The sequence below is a fragment of the Psychroserpens sp. genome (genome assembly GCF_045105015.1).
Classification (GTDB): Bacteria; Bacteroidota; Bacteroidia; order Flavobacteriales; family Flavobacteriaceae; genus Psychroserpens.
In genome coordinates this window covers 16,539-37,457 of the sequence record NZ_JBGCCX010000115.1, presented here as the reverse complement: position 1 = coordinate 37,457, position 20,919 = coordinate 16,539, and the positions used below count along the sequence as shown (strand labels likewise).

Genomic DNA, 20,919 nt, shown 5'->3' with positions numbered 1-20,919 from the left:
AGCTATTATTTGTATGGGTAAATTCATGAGTTTTAAAAAATTACGTTGGACTTTTAAAAGGCATCCCTTTTTATACATTGCCCGTTTTAAGTTATTGTCAAAAAACTCTAGCATAGCAGATATAAGCAATTTATCATATAATACAACAAATAAAAAAACCGATATTCCAGCTTATTTTTATGAAATAAACAATCTAATTTTCAAAACTAAAAAACCTAAGGAAGAATTAGAAATTGTAAAGCAAATTGCAATTTGGATGCATAAGAATATAAAGGGTGGAAGAGGACTAAGTGAACCGTCTGAAAAAGCCCTCAGAATGATGATTGATGGAGATGGAGGCGTTTGTAGTGATATGGTCCAAGTATTCAATAATTTTTGCATTATTAACGATATAAAAGTTAGAGAATGGGGCGTTACTCGCGCACCATTTGATAGGGTTTTCGGAGGCCATTCATTTAATGAAATTTTTTGTACTAATTTAAATAAATGGGTGTTGATTGATGTTTCTTCAAGTATACTTTTTTATTCGAAAAAGAGCATAGAACCATTTTCAGTATTAGAATTATATCAATTTCTTCGCTCTGGAGAAGACGTGTTTTTTAAGACATTTAATGAAGCTCATAAAATTTCCAAAGCAAACGTAGAAAATAATTTTTTTAATCCTGATATCGTTCCTTTCTTAATTTGTAACTATTCAAATAAAAGGTATGACCTGTTATTAAAATATTCTCGACCTTACATACCTATTTTCGTATCACATTTTATACTCTATGTTTTAAATAAAAGTTATCATTATAAATTTCCTATAGATAACTATAAAAATATCTTTACGTAATTGATTTTTATTTCAATACGTAACTTGTAATAAAACATTAAGTAAGTTAAACTATTCCTAATCAAAATTTAATTGAAGCAGAATTTAACATATATAAGCGCTATTGGCTTACACATAGTCATAGGGATGTTAATATACCTAAATAAAGATTTTGCTAAAATTTATTTTATTGCTGCTGCAGTCTTTTTTTTATTTCGCATAATAAATGTTAAAAACGAATTAAAAACTTATGAGATTTTAAAAGCTTGTGCATATTTTGTTGGAGCTGAAGTGCTTTTTAGAATGACAAGAGGTGCAATTTCTTATGAGGCAGGAAAGTATATGGTTATCTTCTTCTGTCTCTTAGGTATGATATATAAAGGAATCTCAGGCAGAGGGTATCCTTATTTTATTTATTTAATGCTTTTAGTTCCATCTATTTTTGTGGCTTCAACTACTTTAAGTTTTGATGCAAATTTCAGAACTAACATCGCATTTGTTTTAAGTGGACCAGTGTGTTTGGGTGTGTCTGCTTTATTTTGTTATGAAAAAAAGGTATCAATAAAGCAATTAAAAAATATACTTCTTATCATGGTATTACCAATTATTGCTAATACTACGTATGTTTTCTTCTATACACCCAGTATCAAAGAAACCATAGCCAATACAGCTTCAAATTTTGATGCTTCTGGAGGTTTTGGACCGAACCAAGTTTCAATCATATTAGGTTTGGGGATGTTCCTTATGGTAACAAGATATTTTAATCATTCGTATTCTACTAGGCATAAAGTTTTAAACCTAATTATTCTAGCTGCAATATCCTATCGAGCCGTACTTACTTTTAGTAGAGGAGGAGTTATTACAGCCGTTGTTATTATTATTGCATTCTTGTTTTCGTATTATAAATTTAGTTCAAATAATATAAAAAAATCAATAGTTGTAGAGTTTGGAATGTTGTTTTTCTGTTTGGTTTTAACTTGGACAATCACTTCAAGTCAAACAGGTGGTTATATTGATTTAAGATATGCAAATAAAGATCATTTAGGACGTAGTAAGGAAGATTTAACAACTGGCCGAAGTGATTTATTTATGTATGAGTTAAAAGGATTTATTTCGAACCCTTTTTTTGGAATTGGATCTAGTCGAGCTAAAGATCAACGAATAGAACTTGAAGGGCAGGGAAATATATCACATAGTGAAGTTGGTAGGCTTCTTGGAGAACATGGTATTTTGGGTATAATCATACTACTCATTTTAATCTTCAAGCCTCTGTACTTTAGGTCTAACAACAAAAAGAATTACTATTTTTATGCCTTTTTGGGCTTTTGGTTTGCTACTATTAATCATGCTTCCATGCGAATTGCAGCACCATCATTTATTTACGCATTAGCACTTATAAATGTGACTTATGAAAAACGTCCTATACATAGGAAACAACTTAATAAGTAAAACATCTAATTTATCTGGAATTCAAATTCTGGGTCCTTTACTTGAAGCTGAAGGAGTTGATGTTTACTATGCTTCTTCGATATCTAATAAAATTTTAAGATTATTAGATATGGTATGGTCATGCTTAAAATTATCAAATAAAATTGATGTTGTTTTAATAGATACCTACAGCACACAAAATTTTTATTTTGCATTAGTAATTAGTCAGATTTGTAGGTTTTTAAATTTGAAATATATTCCAATTTTGCATGGAGGGGATTTACCATCAAGATTAAAAAATAATCCAGGTTTGAGTGGTCTTATTTTTAATAATGCTAAATGTAATGTCTCGCCTTCAATGTATTTAAAAACAGCTTTTGAAAGCGTTGGGATTACTAATGTAATTCATATTCCTAATACGATAAAGATTGATGATTACAAATTTGAAACTAGAGCTTACAAGGAACCAAAGTTACTTTGGGTACGTTCGTTTTCTGAAATTTATAATCCTGAATTAGCTATAGATGTCTACAATATTTTAAAGAAATCTTATCCTGAAGCAAGCTTGACTATGGTTGGTCCTGATGCTGATGGATCTCAAATAAAGGTAGAATCACTTGCTAGAAATTTAAATTTAAAGGTCAATTTTACTGGGAAATTAGAGAAGAAAAAATGGTTAGAATTGTCTAAAGTTTGCAATGTTTTTATAAATACAACAAACTTTGATAACACTCCGTTGAGTGTTATTGAAGCCATGGCACTTGGCCTTCCAGTAGTTTCCACTAATGTCGGAGGAATGCCATATTTAATAGATCATGATGTGGATGGAAAACTAGTTCATCCTAATCAGCCTCAATCTATGAGCTCTGCAGTTATTTCAATAATAAATGATTTTGAACAAAGACAAGGTTTGATTGAAAACGCAAGAAGTAAAGTAGAAAAGTTTGATTGGAGCCAAGTAAAATTACTTTGGTTCAAAGCATTAGATTTAAATTAATGTAAGAAGTTGTTTTTAACTTATTATATTTATCCTTTAATTTCAATAAATGACCAAGAAGAAAGGTATACACTTTGAAATATCAGAACGTAAGATTCTCTTACGCCTTTTTGATATCCTGTCTGTTTTTTTTGGACTATATATCATTGAATTATGCCTCGATTTTGATTATTTAAAGATCAATAATCAAAACGGTATAGCGCTTTCTGTTTTGGTCTTATACCTGTCTGTGTTTGGAACTATTTTTGAAATCTATGACCTTCAAAAATCTGATAAACTTGATGTTACATTCAGAAATATCGTCATTACTGCTTCAACAACGGTTCTGTTTTATTTGTTAACTCCTTTCTTGACACCGTCTTTACCAGAGAATAGGCTTCAAATCCTTTATTTTTATCTTACGATAATACTGATGTTGTTTTTGTGGCGCTTGGTGTATACTACGCTTATTTCTTCCCCTCGTTTTTATAAAAAAGTATTGTTGGTAGGTGAAATTTCAAACATTGAAAATATTATAAAGCCTTTAAAAGAAACAGATCCAAACTATAAAATAATTGGTTTTATTAATTGTGAGCAAGAAACAAATGACCCTATTAAATTTAAAGGGCTAAAGGAATTTCAGCCTCAAGAACTTATGGATGTTATTCAGAAGCATAAAATTTCAGAAATTCTTGTAGCTAGCTATAATTCAGAAACGATTACGTCTGAAATTTATCATGATTTAATCAATTTATTAGAACATGGTTTTACAATTAGAGAATATACACAGGTGTATGAAGAGATAACTTATCGTGTGCCAATACAATTTGTTGGTAAAGATTTTTATAAATATTTTCCGTTTAGTAGAAGTAACCAAAATACATTGTATTTGTTTTTTCATAGAACTTTTGATGTTATATTTTCTGTCATAGGCTTGTTAATAGGTGTATTACTTCTTCCTTTTATTCTAATCGGAAATATAATCGCGAATAGAGGTCCATTGTTTTATTTTCAAGAACGTGTTGGTAAAAACGGAAATGTTTTTCAAATTATGAAACTGCGAAGTATGATTGTTAATGCTGAAAGTGATGGCGCCAAATGGGCAGTTAAGAATGATGTTAGAATTACTAAATTCGGTAAATTTCTCAGACGTTCAAGGTTAGATGAAATCCCACAATTTGTAAATGTGTTAAAAGGGGAGATGAGTATCATTGGTCCTAGACCTGAACGTCCCTTTTTTGTGAATGAATTATCTAGAATTATACCTTTTTACGAAACTAGACATATTGTTAAACCAGGACTGACAGGTTGGGCTCAGGTAAAAACTCGATACGGATCTTCAGTTGATGACAGTTTGACAAAATTACAATACGATTTATATTATATCAAACATAGAAGTATGTTCTTAGATTTAAATATTGTCGTAAAAACCTTAAGTACTATTTTATACTATCGTGGACAATAAAACTAAGTTTTGTTAAAATGTTTTAGGATATAAATATATCTTAAAAACAAAGCCACTAGTAGTGGAATTAAAGCAATAGCAAATACCTGAACTCCAATCATCCAATGCAATGTTAATAGAAAAAACAGGATGATTAACAATTTTAAATAACTTTTAAACCAGTTTTTTACTTTTGGTTTTAATAGCTGTCCGATAATTAAAATGTTGAGAGGAAAGGCCCATAAGATGTTGTAATTATGGGCAGTTGCTGTATGGTTAGTGCCAAACCATAATAACAACATTAAAACTCCTATTATTCCCGTGATTCCGAAAATAAATACATCTAACCATTTACTACGACGGTTGTGTTTTTTATCCTTGTAGGTTATAAAAAGAATAAGTGAAGCTATTAAAGTCATAATTATTATCGGACTCAATAAAAGGTTTCCGCTATAACCTTCCTTCTTTTTTTTGTAAATGGTTTTACTTTCTTTAACTAAAGGATTTGAATTGACTAGTGTGGTTGCTCCATAAAACTCATGAATATACTTAGGTAAAAACATGTATTCATAAGGCTTAGCTTTTATATCAATCACAGAGCCTAAAGCTAAATCTATTCCAAAACCTCCCCAAGTGTTCAGGCCAACATGATCGTGAATAAGTTGTCTAAATGTTTTAACTTCAAAAGGTTGAGGTGATGTAAATGTGATGTGATTATCTCCAACTTCTTGAGTTACATCTCTTATTCTTGTAGCGCAATTATCATAAAAGAAATCATAAAGGTATCTTCTGTTTTCCGGTTTATAATTGTTTACTAAATAGTCATATAGTTTTTGTTTTTCAGAAACTGAAATATCTAGAATCTGTTCATCAATAGTTCTATCATAGTACTTGTAGGTTCTGTAAAAATCAGAAAATGAATGTTTACTTATGAGATAGTTTAGTTTTCCTTGAGCAAATTTCAAATAAAAATTAGGTGTGTCAAAATCATATTCTCCATAACCATAGACAACATCAAGACCTAATGATCTGTCTTTTATCCTGAATCCATTGTGTCCAAAAGCATCATTTAGGTTTTCACCAGGACCAACTGTTAATACAGAAATCTCTGTTTGAGTTGATAACTGTCTTTGTTGTCCGTAAGAAATTGTAGAAATTAAAAAGGTTAGAAAAAATAGAATATTAAGCTTCATGAGAATCTATTCGTTATCTAAAGATACTAAAATCGAGCTTTAAAGAAAAGACATTACTGTAAAGCGCTACACTTTGGTCGCCAATATCTGTAAATGCATAATCGACGTATATGCCTTTATATTTAAAACCTAATCCTAAACTAGGCTGAAAGGTTAGACTTTCAGAATTATCTAATTGTAATTCATTTTGAAAATTTCCTAAACCAGCTCTTAGGAAAACTAAATCAGTATAGCCAAACTCGAACCCTAAAGCAGGATTAAAACTAGCAAAAGAGGTAGATATTAAATCATTGTTTTGCTCAAACCTTACATTTAAATCAAAAGAAGCTAATAAAGAATAATCATAGTGAAATATGAATTTCTTTGACATTCCAATTTGTAATTTCGGAATCGTTAACTCAGTTCCTTCAGGCTCTGTTTGATTTTGACCTTCGATAGCATTTTGAATTTCTTCAAGTTTATCATCATCAAAAGACCAAGCATTAAAGGTGGTCGTAATATCTCTAGCCATGATACCAAACTTCCAATCATTATCATTTTCAAATTGTATTCCTAAATCTAATCCAAATCCCCAAGAATTTGCAAAGTCACCAATAATTCGTCGTACTACTTTTGCATTAACACCATAACTTAAACCGGGTATTGGTAAGTTTCTAGCATATGAAAATGTAAGGGCATAATCTGCCGTTGAAAATAAGCTAACACGATCGTAATTAATATTACCTTGGTCATCTATTAATTGAGTGGTATCTAAAATGTCATCAACACCAAAACGAATTAAAGACACAGCTATCGCACTATTATCGTCTAATGGCTTTGCAAAAGCAATGTAATTGTAGTTTGCAATATTCGCAAAGTAACTAGAGTGCATGGCTGCTAATTGATTGTCTTCTAATTGAACTAGTCCAGCAGGATTCCAGTATCCCGAATTAACATCTGAAGTGTGAGAAACTACCGCATTACTCATACCTAAAGCTGCTGCATCAACACCAATATTTAAAAACTCATTTGAGTATTTACGTGTGGTTTGGGCAGAAAGTACCAATGTCATTAATGACAAAATAAGGAGTAAGTAATTTTTCAATAGCAAAATTTTTACAAAGATGCACAATATTTTTCACCTATTAAACTGCAAAATGATGTAGTTATTGTATGCATCTTGTATTAGTATAGAATAGTTTGCTATTTTTACACAAATTTCATGTATGTCTGTAAAAAAGTACATTCCTAATTTTATTACACTTCTTAATTTATTCTGCGGAAGCATTGCCGTAGTATTTGCTGTTCATAATAATTTTATTGCAACAGCTATCTTTGTTTTTCTAGGTATTTTCTTTGATTTTTTTGATGGCTTATTGGCGAGGAAATTCAATGTACAAGGTCCGTTAGGAGTCCAGTTAGATTCTTTAGCAGATATGGTAACCAGTGGGTTAGTTCCAGGAATAGTAATGTATAAATTGATTGCTATGAGTATGAATATTCCAGAAATGGCGACAGAAACCGAGTGGAGTTCGAATTTGACACTAGATTTATCATCAATAAGCATGATCCCATTAATAGGATTGTGTGTTACCTTGGCTTCAGCATATCGTTTGGCTAAATTCAATATTGATGAAGATCAACAGTCTTACTTTAAAGGTTTGCCTACACCAGCAAATACACTGCTTATAATATCCTTACCATTAATTATAGAATTCCAAAATAGTGGAATTTTTAATGCATTGATTTCAAATCAATGGTTTTTAATAGCAGTGACAGTGGCTTGCTGTTATTTATTGAATTCAAATATAAAATTGTTTGCTTTAAAGTTTAAAAATTTCAGTTTTAGAGATAACACATTTCGATATGCCTTAATTGTAATCAGTATTCTTTTATTAATGCTTTTTCATTTTGTTGCTATACCTTTAATCATTGTACTTTATATTATACTTTCAGTAATCAAAAACCTTACAACCAATTAATTTAATTTTATGTTAGAAGTTGTTTTTACACTATTAATGCTTGTATTGCTTCAAGCTGTCTTAGGATTTGATAATCTCCTTTATATATCATTAGAATCTAAAAAAGCACCATTAGAAGATCAAAAACGTGTTCGGAAGATGGGGATTTTAATTGCAATCATTCTCAGAATTGTTTTATTATTTGTCTTAGTGTCAATTATTGATTTTTTTCAAGAACCTTTTTCATGGCTTTCTGGCAAGATTGGTGATGTGTTTCATTTTGCATTTAATGGACACAGTCTAATTGTACTTGCAGGAGGTGCTTTTATTATTTATACAGCCATAAAAGAAATATGGCATATGATAGGGAAAACCGATTTGAATGAAGCTGTTGGTGATGACCATAAGAGCCGTAAGACTTCTAATGCAGTTATTACTAGTATTGTAATAATGAATCTAGTATTCTCATTTGATTCTATTTTGGCCGCTATCGGTTTAACAAGTGATATTGAAAATTCAACAACAGCATTTATAGTCATGGCTATTGCTATTGTTGCGAGTGGACTTCTTATGTTATTACTAGCTGATAAAATCTCAGTATTTTTAGCTAAAAATAGAATGTATGAAGTACTTGGTTTGTTTATACTTTTTATTGTCGGAATCATGTTAGTTACAGAAGGTGGTCATCTAGCACATCTGAAAATTTTTGGAAACGAAATTGTTCCTATGAGTAAAACAACTTTTTACTTTGTAATTGCTATTTTAGTTATTGTAGATATTGTTCAGGGTCGCTATCAAAAGAAGCTGATTTCTGAACAAGAAGAGAATTTAAATCATTAAAAACACCACAAATTAATAGTACAATATGGACGATATTAAAGCACAATTATTAGATCTATCAACTAATGCTGAAGTTGCATTAGGCGAATGGATCCTGAGTCTAGCCATTTTACTTGTTTTAATTACAGCGATTAAATGGGTGTATGTGAAACGGTCTAATACAGTGTCTAATCGCGTGCTTTTTGCAAACACGTTTTATGCTTTTGCTTTAGCAATTTTTTTAATCATAACGTCTATAAAAGTGTCGTTGGCACTGTCGCTAGGTTTAATTGGAGCGCTATCAATCGTTAGGTTTAGAACAGCAATAAAAGAGCCAGAACAATTGGTTTATTTACTCATGATTATTGGTGTTTCTATCTCACTTGCTGCACAACAAATTATCCCTTCAGTAATTATAACTCTTTTGTTTCTTGTTTGGCAGTTTACATCCAAACAAAGCAATTCGTATATTAATAAAGATTTGATGAATATATCATTAGACTTTAGTACTAATACTGATTTAGAATATGTGTTTTCTGAATTGAAAAAAATTAAGAATGTTAATGGGTTTGAGAAAATTGTAACCGATAGTAATTCAGCCAATTTAACCTTGTCGGTGTCTTCAATGCATGATTCAGATTTTTTAGACATTAAATCAAAGCTTGAACAAAACGTCGGACTCAAAAATGTTAGCATTTCATTTATTTCGTCACTGACCTTCTAAAATGTTTATCAAAAGACTCATAAAAATTATTGTGTTGTTTGCTATAGGGTGTTTACTCGGTATGCTATTGATGCGATTAATGCGATTTATATGATTCGTTTTAACAGAAATACATCCAATGATAAAAAAGATGAAAAGCGTTTTTTCTTTTTAATCTATGCGCTTGTGTTAGTTTCGGGAATGTATACTGGAATGTATGCTTTGCGTTTTGGTGTCCTTGTAGATATAAAGCAACATCTTGAAGCAGCTACTCACGATTTCTCATCATATTTTAAATATTTAACAGCAAGTTCAGACAATAACTTTGATGATGTGCATCTTAATTTTAAATTCAATGAATACATTAAATTGAGTAATCAACGATCTCGATTTGTCTACGGTAAACATCATTTTATTAAAGGTAGACAGTGGATTCAAAGAGAAAATATTTATGCTAAAGCTACGCTGAAACACAATGGTAAAAAATTTAAAGTCAAAGCAAAATTATTTGGTAAAAATAATGATCATTTTAGACATCCTTATCGATGGAGTTTTAGAGTGAAAGCCAAAGATTATATTAAAGATTTTGATAATGGTAGATTTAATTTATTACAACCTAACACACGTATGTATGTCACAGACGCACTATGTAATTTGATTCTAAAACGACATGACGTATTAAGTTTAAAATACAAGCCTATTAATCTGAAAATTAACGACCGAAAAGAAGATGTTTATTTTGTTGAAGATTTTTTTTCAAAATATCTTATTGAACGCAATGGATATAGAGATTCATATATTTTTACATTTAATGATTTAAAACATCCAAATTCTGAGGACTTAAATGAAAATCAATTACAGGATCTAATTACACTGAAAGATGATATTAGAAATCAACCTCATATTATATTAGATGAAAATAAGTTTGATATTTTTTTAGCAGTTTCATTTTTAGCTCAAAATAAGCATTCATATTTGGTTGATAATTTTCATATGTTTTATAATGGTGTGACCAATAAAGTTGAACCAATAATTAGAGAAGTTTGGTTTAAAGATGAAATTTCAATTTCATCAAAACAAGATTTTGAGAATCAAGTTAAACGTTTTATCCGTCATATTATTCGTTACAATAAGAATCTTACAGTACATCTTGAATCTATTTTAGATGATAGAAAATATTTAGAAAAAATCATGAATGATATCCGTACAGTTGCTATGGATGCAAAAGAAATTAAAGCCACAAATGAATGGAATTCATTTCAAGATGGTATTTACTCAAGGTTTCCACAAGCCATTCATTTGTGCAAAAACATTGAACCTAATATCAAGGCAGTAACAGAACTTGATTTCGAAATAAACAAGAGTGACTTGAAAATCAATCAAATTAAAACGATTACTGTAGATACAGTATTACAAGAAGATTTATTTTTGAATAGTACAGATTTGATATTGTCGTCTGGCATTACATTAGATTTAAATGGTCATGATGTCGTTGTGGATTCTGGTCTTATATATGCGGTTTCAGAGGCATTAAATAATATCGTAATTACCAATTCATCTCAGGAATCTTCGTCAATTGTTGTTAAAAACTCAAAAACTAAAAATATTTTCAAACACGTAACCTTCAGTAAGCTTTCAAATTTTGATAAATCTTACTGGCATCTACCTGCTGGAATTACTTTTTATGAATCTACAGTAGAAATGGATAATGTAGTTTTTGATTCTAATGTAACTGGAGATGATTTTGTAAATTTCTTTAGATGTGATAATTTTAAGTTGAATAATGTGAAATTTATCAATGTAAATTCAGATGCCATTGATTCTGATTTCTCTAATGGTACAGTTGATAATTGTTCGTTTGTTAACGTTGGAAATGATGCAGTTGATGGTTCAGGAAGTCAGATTATAATTCGTAATAGTACTTTTGATTCAGTTGAAGATAAAGTGATTAGTGCTGGTGAACATTCATCGATGGAAATTTATGATTCTACCATCTCAAATTCTGAAATATCTTTTGTGTCTAAAGACGATTCAAAATTGATTGAAGAAAACAATACATTAACTAACAATACATTAGATTACTGTTTGTTCAACAAAAAAAAGGAATTTGATTTCGGTTTATTATATACAGATAAGGATATTTCAAAATTTAACTATCTCATTGAAAAAGGATCAAAAGTTTTTAAAGGTGATGAAGAACTTTTAAATTTAAAAGTTGTGGACAGTGTTAAAGAAAGTTTATATGGTATAGAGTATGGCAAAAAAAGTAGATAATAAAGCTTGGAGGTTTGAGCGAAAGTATCAATTATCGCTTGAAGAGTATTTGCAATTTGAAAAATTAATGATGCTTTCAGATATGCAAACGCTTCATCCTGACCGACAAATTAATAATTGCTATTTTGATAATGTTACCAATAATGCTTACACAGAATCTGTTGAAGGTTATAGTGAGAAAATGAAAGTAAGGATTCGTTGGTATGGAGATTTATTCCATACAGTTACACCGAAATTAGAGTTTAAGCTAAAACAAAACCATTCTAATAAAAAAGAAACATTCAAACTTTTTAAAACAACGATTACTAAAACTTTTGATTGGGAAAACTATATTAAAGAAGTGCAAAAATATATTTTTGACACGTTTAATATTACTATTTTAAATAGATTAGAACCTGTGTTAATTAACACTTACAGACGCTCATATTATTCAAATTTCGAAAAAACTTTTAGATTAACAATAGACAGAGATTTAAAGTTTATATCCCCTTCAAATAGATTGAGTAGTCTGTCACCCCAAACCGTAGATGCTTATATAATTGAATTAAAATTTAACAATAAGGATATGATTAAAAGTTTTCCTTTGGTTAAAAATTTAGGTAAGTTTTCTAAGTTTACAGCAGGAGTTGAATTGGTGCGTTAATTTGTGAATTAAAATTCCAGTTTCTTTTTACGTAGTTCAAAATTCTGACCTAAATATACTTTTCGTACCATTTCGTCATTTGCTAATTCTTCTGGTTTTCCAGCTTTAAGAATACTTCCTTCAAACATCAAATAGGTTCTGTCCGTAATTGCTAAGGTTTCTTGAACGTTGTGGTCAGTAATTAAAATCCCAATATTCTTTTTAGTAAGTTGTGCTATAATACGTTGAATGTCTTCAACAGCTACAGGATCTACACCTGCAAAGGGTTCATCTAATAAAATAAAATCTGGATCTGTTGCTAAAGCTCTTGCAATCTCGGTACGACGACGTTCACCACCAGATAATAAATCACCTCTATTGGTTCGGATATGTCCTAAGCTAAATTCTTCAATAAGAGATTCCATTTTATGTTCTTGCTCTTTCTTACTAAGTTTAGTCATCTGTAACACACTCAAGATATTATCTTCAATGCTAAGTTTTCTAAATACTGAAGCCTCTTGAGCTAAATATCCAATACCATTTTGAGCACGTTTATACATCGGGAACGATGTAATTTCGGTGTCATCAAGAAAAATATTTCCACCATTAGGCTTTATGAGTCCAACAATCATATAAAATGAAGTCGTTTTACCAGCGCCATTTGGTCCAAGTAATCCAACAATTTCACCTTGATTAACTTCTAACGATACATCCTTAACGACTTTTCTTCCGCTATAAGATTTCATTAAATTATCGGCTCTTAATTTCTTCATGATTGCTAAAATAGTAAAATAAGAAGTGCTTTCTTTGTCTTTATTATAAGTTTAACGCTGAGTGTCTAAAGCATCCCAATATTCATAAGCTTTTCTTAAATGAGGAATTACAATTGTTCCACCAACCAAAGTTGCAATTCCTAAAGCTTCAACAACTTCTTCTTTACTAAGACCTTCTTTATGGCTTGATTCTAGGTGATACTTGATGCAATCATCACACCTTAAAACAGTAGAGGCAACTAAGCCAAGAAGTTCTTTAGTTTTTTTATCTAAAGCACCTTCAGCAAAGGCGTTTGTGTCTAGATTGAAAATTCGCTTAATAATTTTATTATTATCTGCTAAGATGGCATCATTCATTTTTGAACGATAGGCATTGAATTCAGAAACGATATCAGACATTTACTTTTTGTTTTTTATTTAGATTTTTTAATACAATCTTAGATATATAGATACTTACTTGGTATAATATCAAAATAGGAATTGCAACTATAACCTGACTTGCTAAATCTGGAGGTGTGATGATTGCTGAGAGGACTAAGACTATTACCAGTGCAAACTTTCTGTATTTTTTCATTATTTGAGGAGTTACCAATCCAACTTTGGTCAAGAAATACACAATAATTGGCAATTGAAATACTAGTCCTGATGCTAGGCTTGATGATCGTATGATTGAAATATATGAACTAATATCAAACTCATTTGAAATCTCTGAACTTACGCTATAATTACCTAGAAAGTTAATCGATAATGGTGTAACAACATAGTAACCAAATAGGACTCCTAAGAAAAATAAAAACGTTGTCATGAAGATAAAACCTTTTGAATATTTACGTTCGCTACTACGTAACCCAGGACTAATAAAACTCCATAGTTGATAAATCACATAAGGAAAAGCAATGATAAGTCCAGCAAAAATAGAAGTCCATATGTCTGCTGAAAACTGACCAGCCATGGTTCTACTTTGAACCTTAAACGGAAACTCTGTTGCACAAAACGTTGTATCATTAATTCCAAGGACTTGTGACACTTTGCACAACCATTTGTAAGTTGGAAAGTCCATACGTTTAGGTGCGAAAATGATGTTTTCGAATACAAAACCACTAAATATAAATGCTACTGTTGCGCAAATTAGTATAGCTATTGTAATACGAATTAAATGCCATCTTAAGTCTTCAATGTGATCCAAAAAAGACATCTCATTAGGATTGTTCTTTGCCATTATATGATACCTTCTTTAATTAAATCATGAATGTGAATGACGCCTGCATACTCTCCGTTTTTTTCAACTAGTAGTTGAGAAATCCCATATTCTTCCATAAGCTCCATAGCATCAATTGCCATAGCATCTTCGTCTATTCGTTTTGGGTTGCTTCCCATTATATCTTTTGCTGTCAAGTGAATAAAATCATCACTTTTTGTTAGCATACGTCTTAAATCTCCATCAGTGATAATTCCAGCGATTTTGTTGTTGTCTACTACAGCCGTTACACCTAACATTTTCTCAGAAATTTCTACAATCACATTTTTTGCTGTAGTATTAAGTTCTACTTTAGGTTTTTCGTTTACAGATGATAAATCACTCACGCGTAAGTATAAACGTTTTCCTAGCGCACCACCTGGATGATATTTCGCAAAATCTTTACTCGAAAACCCACGTAATTCTAAAAGACAAACTGCTATTGCATCTCCCATCACTAATTGAGCTGTTGTACTTGTTGTTGGTGCTAAATTATTCGGACAAGCTTCTTGCTCTACATATGTATTGAGTATGAAATCAGCTTGCTGTGCTAAAAATGAACTGTCATTCCCAGTAATTGCAATCATTTTATTTTTTGCGTTTTTAATAAGAGGGACAAGCACTTTTATTTCAGGTGTATTTCCACTTTTAGAAATGCAAATTACAATGTCATCTTCTAAAATCAAACCTAGATCACCATGAATGGCATCAGCAGCATGCATAAATACAGCAGGAGTGCCTGTTGAATTTAGCGTGGCGACAATTTTATTTGCGATTATTGCACTCTTGCCAATTCCAGTAATGATAACACGACCTTTAGAATTATATATTAAAGATATCGCATTAGCAAAATCATCAGTTAATAAATGGCTGATATTTGCTATAGCATCACGTTCTAAATCAATGGTTTTTCTTGCAGTTTTTAAGATTGATTGTGTACTGTTCAAAATTAAATTTTTTTGAGTTTGACGGGTTTAAAGAAATTGTTATCTTTAGTCTTATGCAAATGTATCAAAAATACTAATAGGGATTAATGAGTACAAAAGAAATTGATATACATTCTGCACTCAAACAATACTTCGGTTTTTCAAAATTTAAGGGACTTCAAGAAAGTGTCATTGAAAGTGTTGTTGCTGGTGAGGATGTATTTGTTATAATGCCAACAGGAGGAGGAAAATCATTGTGTTATCAGCTTCCAGCATTGATAAAAGAAGGCACTGCCATAATTGTTTCTCCATTAATTGCCTTGATGAAAAATCAAGTTGATGCTATTAGAGGTGTTTCCAATGAAGAAGGTGTTGCTCACGTTTTAAACTCTTCTCTCAATAAAACTGAGGTTAAACGTGTTAAAGAAGACATTACTAATGGTGTTACCAAATTACTTTATGTTGCACCAGAGTCACTCACTAAAGAAGAACACGTAGAGTTTTTGAGAACAGTTACGATTTCATTTATGGCAGTTGATGAAGCACACTGTATTAGTGAATGGGGTCACGACTTTAGACCAGAATATAGAAACCTTAGACATATCATCAAGCGTATTGGAGATAATATCCCAATTATTGGATTAACAGCTACAGCAACACCAAAAGTGCAAGAAGATATTTTAAAAAGTTTAGATATTACAGATGCTACTACATTCAAAGCTTCATTTAATAGACCAAATTTATACTACGAAATTCGTCCTAAAACCAAAAATGTAGATGCTGATATCATTCGATTTGTTAAACAAAATGATGGAAAATCGGGTATTGTCTATTGTTTAAGTCGAAAACGAGTTGAAGAATTAGCTCAAGTATTGCAAGTCAATGGTGTTAAAGCAGTTCCTTATCACGCTGGACTAGATCCTAAAACTAGAGTGAAACATCAAGACATGTTTTTAATGGAAGATGCCGATGTTGTCGTTGCTACAATTGCCTTTGGTATGGGAATCGACAAACCTGATGTGCGTTTCGTCATTCATCATGATATGCCTAAAAGTATTGAAAGTTACTACCAAGAAACTGGCAGAGCAGGTCGCGATGGTGGTGAAGGACATTGTTTGGCATTTTATGCTTATAAAGACATTGAAAAGTTAGAAAAATTCATGTCTGGAAAACCTGTAGCAGAACAGGAAATTGGACAAGCATTACTTCAAGAAGTAGTTGCTTTTGCTGAAAGTTCAGTGTCCAGACGAAAATTTATTCTGCATTATTTTGGGGAAGAGTTTGATAATAAAACAGGAGATGGTGGAGAAATGGACGATAATGTCCGTAATCCTAAGAAACAACACGAAGCAAAGGCTGAGGTAGTTACATTGTTGCAAACTGTAGAAAAAACTAAAGAAAAATATAAGTCCAAAGACTTAGTTAATGTCATTACCGGAACATCAAATGCATTAATTTCTTCTCATAAAACAGACACGTTGCCTTTTTTTGGAATAGGAAAAGAAAAAGACAAACGTTATTGGATGGCACTTATCAGACAAGTTTTGGTAGCTGGTTATTTAAAGAAAGACATCGAAACGTATGGCGTATTAAGATTACCAACTGCTGGTCATGATTATATTAAGTCTCCGAAGTCATTTATGATGACTGAAGACCATGTATTTGATGAAACGTCTGACGATAGTATTATTACAGCAGCAAAAGGTAGTGGTGGTGCTACTGATGAGAAATTAATGACAATGCTCAAAGATCTCAGAAAGCGAAATGCAAAAAGAATTGGTGTGCCGCCTTTTGTTATTTTTCAAGATCCTTCCTTAGAAGATATGGCATTAAAATATCCAATTACTATTGAAGAATTAAGTCATGTTCATGGTGTTGGAGATGGAAAAGCAAAAAAATATGGTAAAGATTTTATCTCACTGATTGAAACCTATGTGGAAGAGAATGATATCATGAGACCTGACGATTTTGTAGTCAAGAGTACGGGTTCAAATTCTGCAATTAAATTATATATTATTCAGAATGTAGATCGAAAACTACGCCTAGATGATATTGCGTCATCTAAAGGAATGAATATGGCAGACTTTATTAAAGAGATGGAAGCTATTGTTTTCTCGGGAACAAAGTTGAATATCAATTATTGGATCGATGAAATTTTAGATGAAGATCAACAAGAAGAGATTCATGATTATTTTATGGAATCGGAAACTGATAAGATTTCTGATGCAGTTGAAGAATTTGAAGGTGATTACGAAGAGGAAGAACTTCGTTTGTATCGTGTCAAATTTATGAGTGAAGTGGCTAATTAATAACTATTCCTCTTCGTCATTTAATTCATAGATTGAAAAAGTTACATCTTGTTTTTTACAAGTCAAAACAAACCCTTTTAAATTGGAACGGTCTAGTTTTGCAGCATCTGCTTCGTCTATTTGAAAATCTATTTTTGATATACTTCTGTTTGATACATTAGAATGATCAGATTCTAATTCAATCATGTCTGATTCTAAAAATAATTCAAAGTCGTTTCCTGTAATTTTTAGTTGTGCTCCCTTCATTGTTTTAATATGAAAAGTTCCAACAATAACAGTTTGAAAAAAATAATAACCACCTAATTCATTAAGCCCAGCATAAAGTACATTAGATTCAGATATCGCTAATGGCTCATTTTCTATATCATTAATAATCGTCTCTACATTATCTTTTATTTGAAGTTTTTCTTTTGCTTTTTGATTTCCGAAGGCTGTCTTTATTTTACTAATAAAACTCATATAACTAATTTTTGTAAAATTAGGTCTAATAAAATGGAGTTCAAAATTTGAATGATCTTTATATATCTGATTTATAATCCATCTTTCCCTATTTCAATTTACTATTCGTATATCATAAATCATTGTGTATCTTTGCACCTCAATTAAAATAAAATACAATGCAAGACGGTTTATACGCAAAATTTAATACAACAAAAGGCGAAATCTTAGTCGCTTTAGAATTTGAAAAAACACCAGGAACAGTTGGGAATTTTGTAGCTCTAGCTGAAGGGAACATGGATAATTCAGTGAAGCCTCAAGGTAATCCTTACTATGACGGATTGAAATTTCATAGAGTGATTCCTGATTTTATGATTCAAGGTGGTTGTCCTCAAGGCACAGGTACTGGAAATCCAGGTTATAAATTTGATGATGAGTTTCATCCTGATTTAAAGCATGATGGACCAGGGGTGTTGTCTATGGCTAATGCTGGACCAGGAACAAACGGAAGTCAGTTTTTTATAACACATATTGAAACACCATGGTTAGATAATAATCATACGGTTTTTGGAAAAGTACAAGAAGGACAAGATATTGTAGATGCAATAGCTCAAGGTGATGAACTTCAAACTTTAGAAATTATTAGAGTAGGTGATGCTGCTGAAAAATTTAATGCTATTGAAGCCTTTAGAACTTTTGAAGGTGCTAGAGAAAAGCGAGTAGCGGCAGAACGTGACGCAGCTAGAGCTGAATTAGATAAATTAGCATCTGGATTTGAAGAAACAAAAAGTGGATTACGTTATCAAATTATTCAAAAAGGTGAAGGCAAATCTGCTGAAGCAGGTAAAACAGTTTCAGTACATTATAAAGGTCAGTTAGCTGATGGAACTGTATTTGATTCTTCATACAAAAGAAATGCACCATTAGATTTTCAAGTTGGAGTCGGACAAGTTATTCCAGGGTGGGATGAAGGCATTTGCTTATTAAATGTTGGTGATAAAGCACGTTTAGTTATTCCTAGCGATTTAGGATATGGTTCTGCTGGAGCTGGAGGTGTTATTCCTCCAAATGCTACTTTAGTATTTGATGTTGAATTAATGGATGTAAAATAGCATACACTTTAAATAATAAAAAAGCACCTTAACTAAGGTGCTTTTTTTATCTAAGAACTAATTTATTTATAATCTCTTTACCTAAAGATTCATTGAGCATTTTTATGATTTTTTCTTTGCCATAACTCAATTCTTCACGTAATACACTTGAACTTAATTGCACAAATAGTGTGTCACGCTCTAAAACAATATTAGTAGTGTAGTTATTTACACCATTGCCCATCATTTTAGCCCAAGCCTCTTTCACATTGACTTTATCTAGACCATTCTGAAGATTGTTAGTATCAACAAACTCTTTTAGAATATCACTAATTGGTAAATGTTCATTATTACGTTTTGCCATTTGAAATTAATCTAAGTTTATTGCCTCATACCTTCTATAAAGATACATATCTTTATTGGTATTAATGATTAGTAACTGATCTTTAGTTGCATTTAAAACAGTTTCTTTCCAATTCATATACGGAGTTGAATACATAAGGTGAAGACTGTCATTTTCAATTTTAATATCTATGCGTTCTTTATTGGTTGATGTTTCATAGGTTCCAGTTAAATTAGGTTTTAATTTAGTTCTAAAACCAATTAAACTATCTGAGATTTCAATATAATCTATAGTGTCATTGTAATTATATGATTTTTTTGTTCCGTCAGAAAGAGTGACTTCTTTAATTTCCCAATAACCATTTAGATGAGGTACAAAAGATTTAGGGTCTTTTGAACATCCTAAGCACACAACTATTATGACTAAGATATAAAGGTGTTTTAAATTCATATATTATAATTTAAAAATTTTATAGGATTGATGAATCTGCTTAACCACATTTTCCGTACGTTCAGCATGCGTATCGCTAATGAATAATTGTCCGAAATCTTCATTGTCAACTAAACCAATAATTTGAGCAACACGTTGTTCATCCAATTTATCAAAAATATCATCTAAAAGTAATAAGGGTGTTACACCACTTTGTTGCTTAATAAAATCGAACTGTGCTAACTTTAATGCAATTAAAAATGATTTTTGCTGACCTTGACTACCAAACTTTTTAATAGGATGTGTTTCAATTTCAAAACTCAAATCATCCTTATGAATCCCTACACTAGTATATTGAAGAGCCTTATCTTTATTTATGCGTTGTAATAAAAGTGTATTTAGATCATTTTCAAACAAATCACTTTTGTAATTCAGATTTACAATTTCATTATTATTACTAATAGCTTTGTAACGTTCTTTGAATATCGGAATAAATGCTTCTAAGAACGTGTGTCTAGTCTTGAAAATTTCAGAGCCATAGGTGTTTAGTTGTTCATTATATACCTCTAATGTTTGCTGATTAAATGTGTTATTAAGTGCAAAATATTTCAAAAGCGCATTACGTTGAGTCAGTACTTTATTGTAATTAATTAAATTATTGAGATAAACTTTATCACTTTGCGATATCACGCTATCAATAAATTTACGTCGCGTATCACTGCCTTCGATAATTAAATCCCGATCTGCAGGTGATATGATTACTAAAGGAATAAAACCAATATGATCGCTAAATTTATCGTACATTTTTCCATTACGTTTGATCATTTTTTTTTGTCCGCGTTTAAGGGAGACAATAATTTTTTCAGAACGTTCGTTTTTATCGAAAACACCATCCACCACAAAAAAATCAGCATCATGGTTGATGTTTTGAGTTGCTACAGGATTAAAATAGCTCTTGCCAAAAGACAGATGATATATAGCATCTAATACATTAGTTTTTCCTACACCATTGAAGCCTACAAAACAATTTATCTTGTTATCAAAATCAAAATTTTGACTTTCAAAATTCTTGTAATTGACCAAGCTGAGCGTTTTTAAAATCATAAAACTGACTGGAATATTCGTGTTTAGGTTTAATTTATAGTTGGAAGAAGTAAAAA

The 20,919-nt window shown here is 31.0% G+C and carries 21 protein-coding genes; 11 read left to right on the top strand and 10 right to left on the bottom strand.

Annotated features, from left to right (window positions below):
- Positions 1-25: 25 nt before the first annotated feature.
- The 4 genes from AB8B90_RS08730 (at position 26) to AB8B90_RS08715 (ending at position 4,683) form a co-directional block, all read left to right on the top strand.
- Positions 26-835, top strand: coding sequence for a hypothetical protein (locus AB8B90_RS08730; protein WP_405335749.1), 810 nt, complete (start codon positions 26-28; stop codon positions 833-835).
- Positions 836-907: 72 nt separating this feature from the next.
- Positions 908-2,263, top strand: a complete 1,356-nt coding sequence (locus AB8B90_RS08725) for an O-antigen ligase family protein (RefSeq protein ID WP_405335746.1) — start codon at positions 908-910, stop codon at positions 2,261-2,263.
- A complete protein-coding gene (locus AB8B90_RS08720; protein ID WP_405335743.1) occupies positions 2,223-3,239 on the top strand; it encodes a glycosyltransferase family 4 protein in 1,017 nt (338 codons plus the stop codon). The genes AB8B90_RS08725 and AB8B90_RS08720 overlap by 41 nt, the downstream gene beginning before the upstream one ends.
- A 49-nt stretch (positions 3,240-3,288) precedes the next feature.
- Positions 3,289-4,683, top strand: coding sequence for a sugar transferase (locus AB8B90_RS08715; RefSeq protein WP_405335740.1), 1,395 nt, complete (start codon positions 3,289-3,291; stop codon positions 4,681-4,683).
- Positions 4,684-4,685: 2 nt separating this feature from the next.
- On the opposite strand, the gene AB8B90_RS08710 is transcribed toward AB8B90_RS08715, so the two are convergent.
- Together AB8B90_RS08710 and AB8B90_RS08705 are read right to left on the bottom strand one after the other, a co-directional pair.
- Entirely contained in the window at positions 4,686-5,855 is a 1,170-nt protein-coding gene (locus AB8B90_RS08710) for a DUF4105 domain-containing protein (RefSeq protein WP_405335737.1), read from the bottom strand.
- 13 nt (positions 5,856-5,868) lie between these two features.
- Positions 5,869-6,906, bottom strand: coding sequence for a PorV/PorQ family protein (locus AB8B90_RS08705; protein WP_405335734.1), 1,038 nt, complete (start codon positions 6,904-6,906; stop codon positions 5,869-5,871).
- 154 nt (positions 6,907-7,060) lie between these two features.
- Here AB8B90_RS08705 and AB8B90_RS08700 point away from each other — a divergent pair, with 154 nt between their 5' ends.
- From AB8B90_RS08700 to AB8B90_RS08680, 5 genes are all read left to right on the top strand, one after another.
- Positions 7,061-7,816 carry a CDP-alcohol phosphatidyltransferase family protein gene (locus AB8B90_RS08700; protein ID WP_405335731.1) on the top strand — a complete coding sequence of 252 codons (756 nt, stop codon included), beginning with the start codon at positions 7,061-7,063 and terminating at the stop codon, positions 7,814-7,816.
- 9 nt (positions 7,817-7,825) lie between these two features.
- The gene (locus AB8B90_RS08695) at positions 7,826-8,635 is read left to right on the top strand and encodes a TerC family protein (RefSeq protein WP_405335728.1); all 810 of its coding nucleotides are present in this window, start codon (positions 7,826-7,828) and stop codon (positions 8,633-8,635) included.
- Positions 8,636-8,660: 25 nt separating this feature from the next.
- Complete coding sequence (locus AB8B90_RS08690; protein WP_405335725.1) at positions 8,661-9,338, top strand: DUF4956 domain-containing protein; 678 nt, start codon at positions 8,661-8,663, stop codon at positions 9,336-9,338.
- A gap of 90 nt (positions 9,339-9,428) precedes the next feature.
- Positions 9,429-11,591, top strand: a complete 2,163-nt coding sequence (locus AB8B90_RS08685) for a right-handed parallel beta-helix repeat-containing protein (protein ID WP_405335722.1) — start codon at positions 9,429-9,431, stop codon at positions 11,589-11,591.
- Positions 11,572-12,234, top strand: a complete 663-nt coding sequence (locus AB8B90_RS08680; protein WP_405335719.1) for a VTC domain-containing protein — start codon at positions 11,572-11,574, stop codon at positions 12,232-12,234. Before AB8B90_RS08685 ends, AB8B90_RS08680 begins: the two co-directional genes overlap by 20 nt.
- Positions 12,235-12,242: 8 nt before the next feature.
- On the opposite strand, the gene lptB is transcribed toward AB8B90_RS08680, so the two are convergent.
- Genes lptB through AB8B90_RS08660 form a run of 4 tightly spaced genes read right to left on the bottom strand, consistent with a single transcriptional unit; the run spans position 12,243 to position 15,170 of the window.
- Positions 12,243-12,986 (bottom strand): LPS export ABC transporter ATP-binding protein, encoded by a 744-nt coding sequence (gene lptB, locus AB8B90_RS08675; protein WP_405335716.1) that lies wholly within the window; start codon positions 12,984-12,986, stop codon positions 12,243-12,245.
- 51 nt (positions 12,987-13,037) lie between these two features.
- Positions 13,038-13,385 carry a carboxymuconolactone decarboxylase family protein gene (locus AB8B90_RS08670; RefSeq protein ID WP_405335713.1) on the bottom strand — a complete coding sequence of 116 codons (348 nt, stop codon included), beginning with the start codon at positions 13,383-13,385 and terminating at the stop codon, positions 13,038-13,040.
- Entirely contained in the window at positions 13,378-14,205 is an 828-nt protein-coding gene (gene tatC, locus AB8B90_RS08665; protein ID WP_405335710.1) for a twin-arginine translocase subunit TatC, read from the bottom strand. The genes AB8B90_RS08670 and tatC overlap by 8 nt, the downstream gene beginning before the upstream one ends.
- Positions 14,205-15,170 (bottom strand): SIS domain-containing protein, encoded by a 966-nt coding sequence (locus AB8B90_RS08660; protein ID WP_405335707.1) that lies wholly within the window; start codon positions 15,168-15,170, stop codon positions 14,205-14,207. Before AB8B90_RS08660 ends, tatC begins: the two co-directional genes overlap by 1 nt.
- Positions 15,171-15,256: 86 nt before the next feature.
- Between AB8B90_RS08660 and recQ the strand changes: the two genes are divergently transcribed.
- Positions 15,257-17,458 carry a DNA helicase RecQ gene (gene recQ, locus AB8B90_RS08655; RefSeq protein WP_405335704.1) on the top strand — a complete coding sequence of 734 codons (2,202 nt, stop codon included), beginning with the start codon at positions 15,257-15,259 and terminating at the stop codon, positions 17,456-17,458.
- A gap of 3 nt (positions 17,459-17,461) precedes the next feature.
- Here recQ and AB8B90_RS08650 read toward each other — a convergent pair whose 3' ends face one another.
- Positions 17,462-17,917, bottom strand: coding sequence for a hypothetical protein (locus AB8B90_RS08650; protein ID WP_405335701.1), 456 nt, complete (start codon positions 17,915-17,917; stop codon positions 17,462-17,464).
- A gap of 158 nt (positions 17,918-18,075) precedes the next feature.
- Here AB8B90_RS08650 and AB8B90_RS08645 point away from each other — a divergent pair, with 158 nt between their 5' ends.
- Entirely contained in the window at positions 18,076-19,008 is a 933-nt protein-coding gene (locus tag AB8B90_RS08645) for a peptidylprolyl isomerase (RefSeq protein WP_405335698.1), read from the top strand.
- 46 nt (positions 19,009-19,054) lie between these two features.
- Here AB8B90_RS08645 and AB8B90_RS08640 read toward each other — a convergent pair whose 3' ends face one another.
- From AB8B90_RS08640 to recF, 3 genes are read right to left on the bottom strand one after another with little or no spacing between them, the layout of a single operon-like run.
- Positions 19,055-19,351: a DUF721 domain-containing protein gene (locus AB8B90_RS08640; protein ID WP_405335695.1), complete on the bottom strand. Its 297-nt coding sequence runs from the start codon at positions 19,349-19,351 to the stop codon at positions 19,055-19,057.
- Positions 19,352-19,357: 6 nt separating this feature from the next.
- Entirely contained in the window at positions 19,358-19,780 is a 423-nt protein-coding gene (locus tag AB8B90_RS08635; protein WP_405335692.1) for a hypothetical protein, read from the bottom strand.
- Between the two features lie 3 nt (positions 19,781-19,783).
- Positions 19,784-20,863 (bottom strand): DNA replication/repair protein RecF, encoded by a 1,080-nt coding sequence (gene recF, locus AB8B90_RS08630; protein WP_405335689.1) that lies wholly within the window; start codon positions 20,861-20,863, stop codon positions 19,784-19,786.
- Positions 20,864-20,919 lie beyond the last annotated feature (56 nt).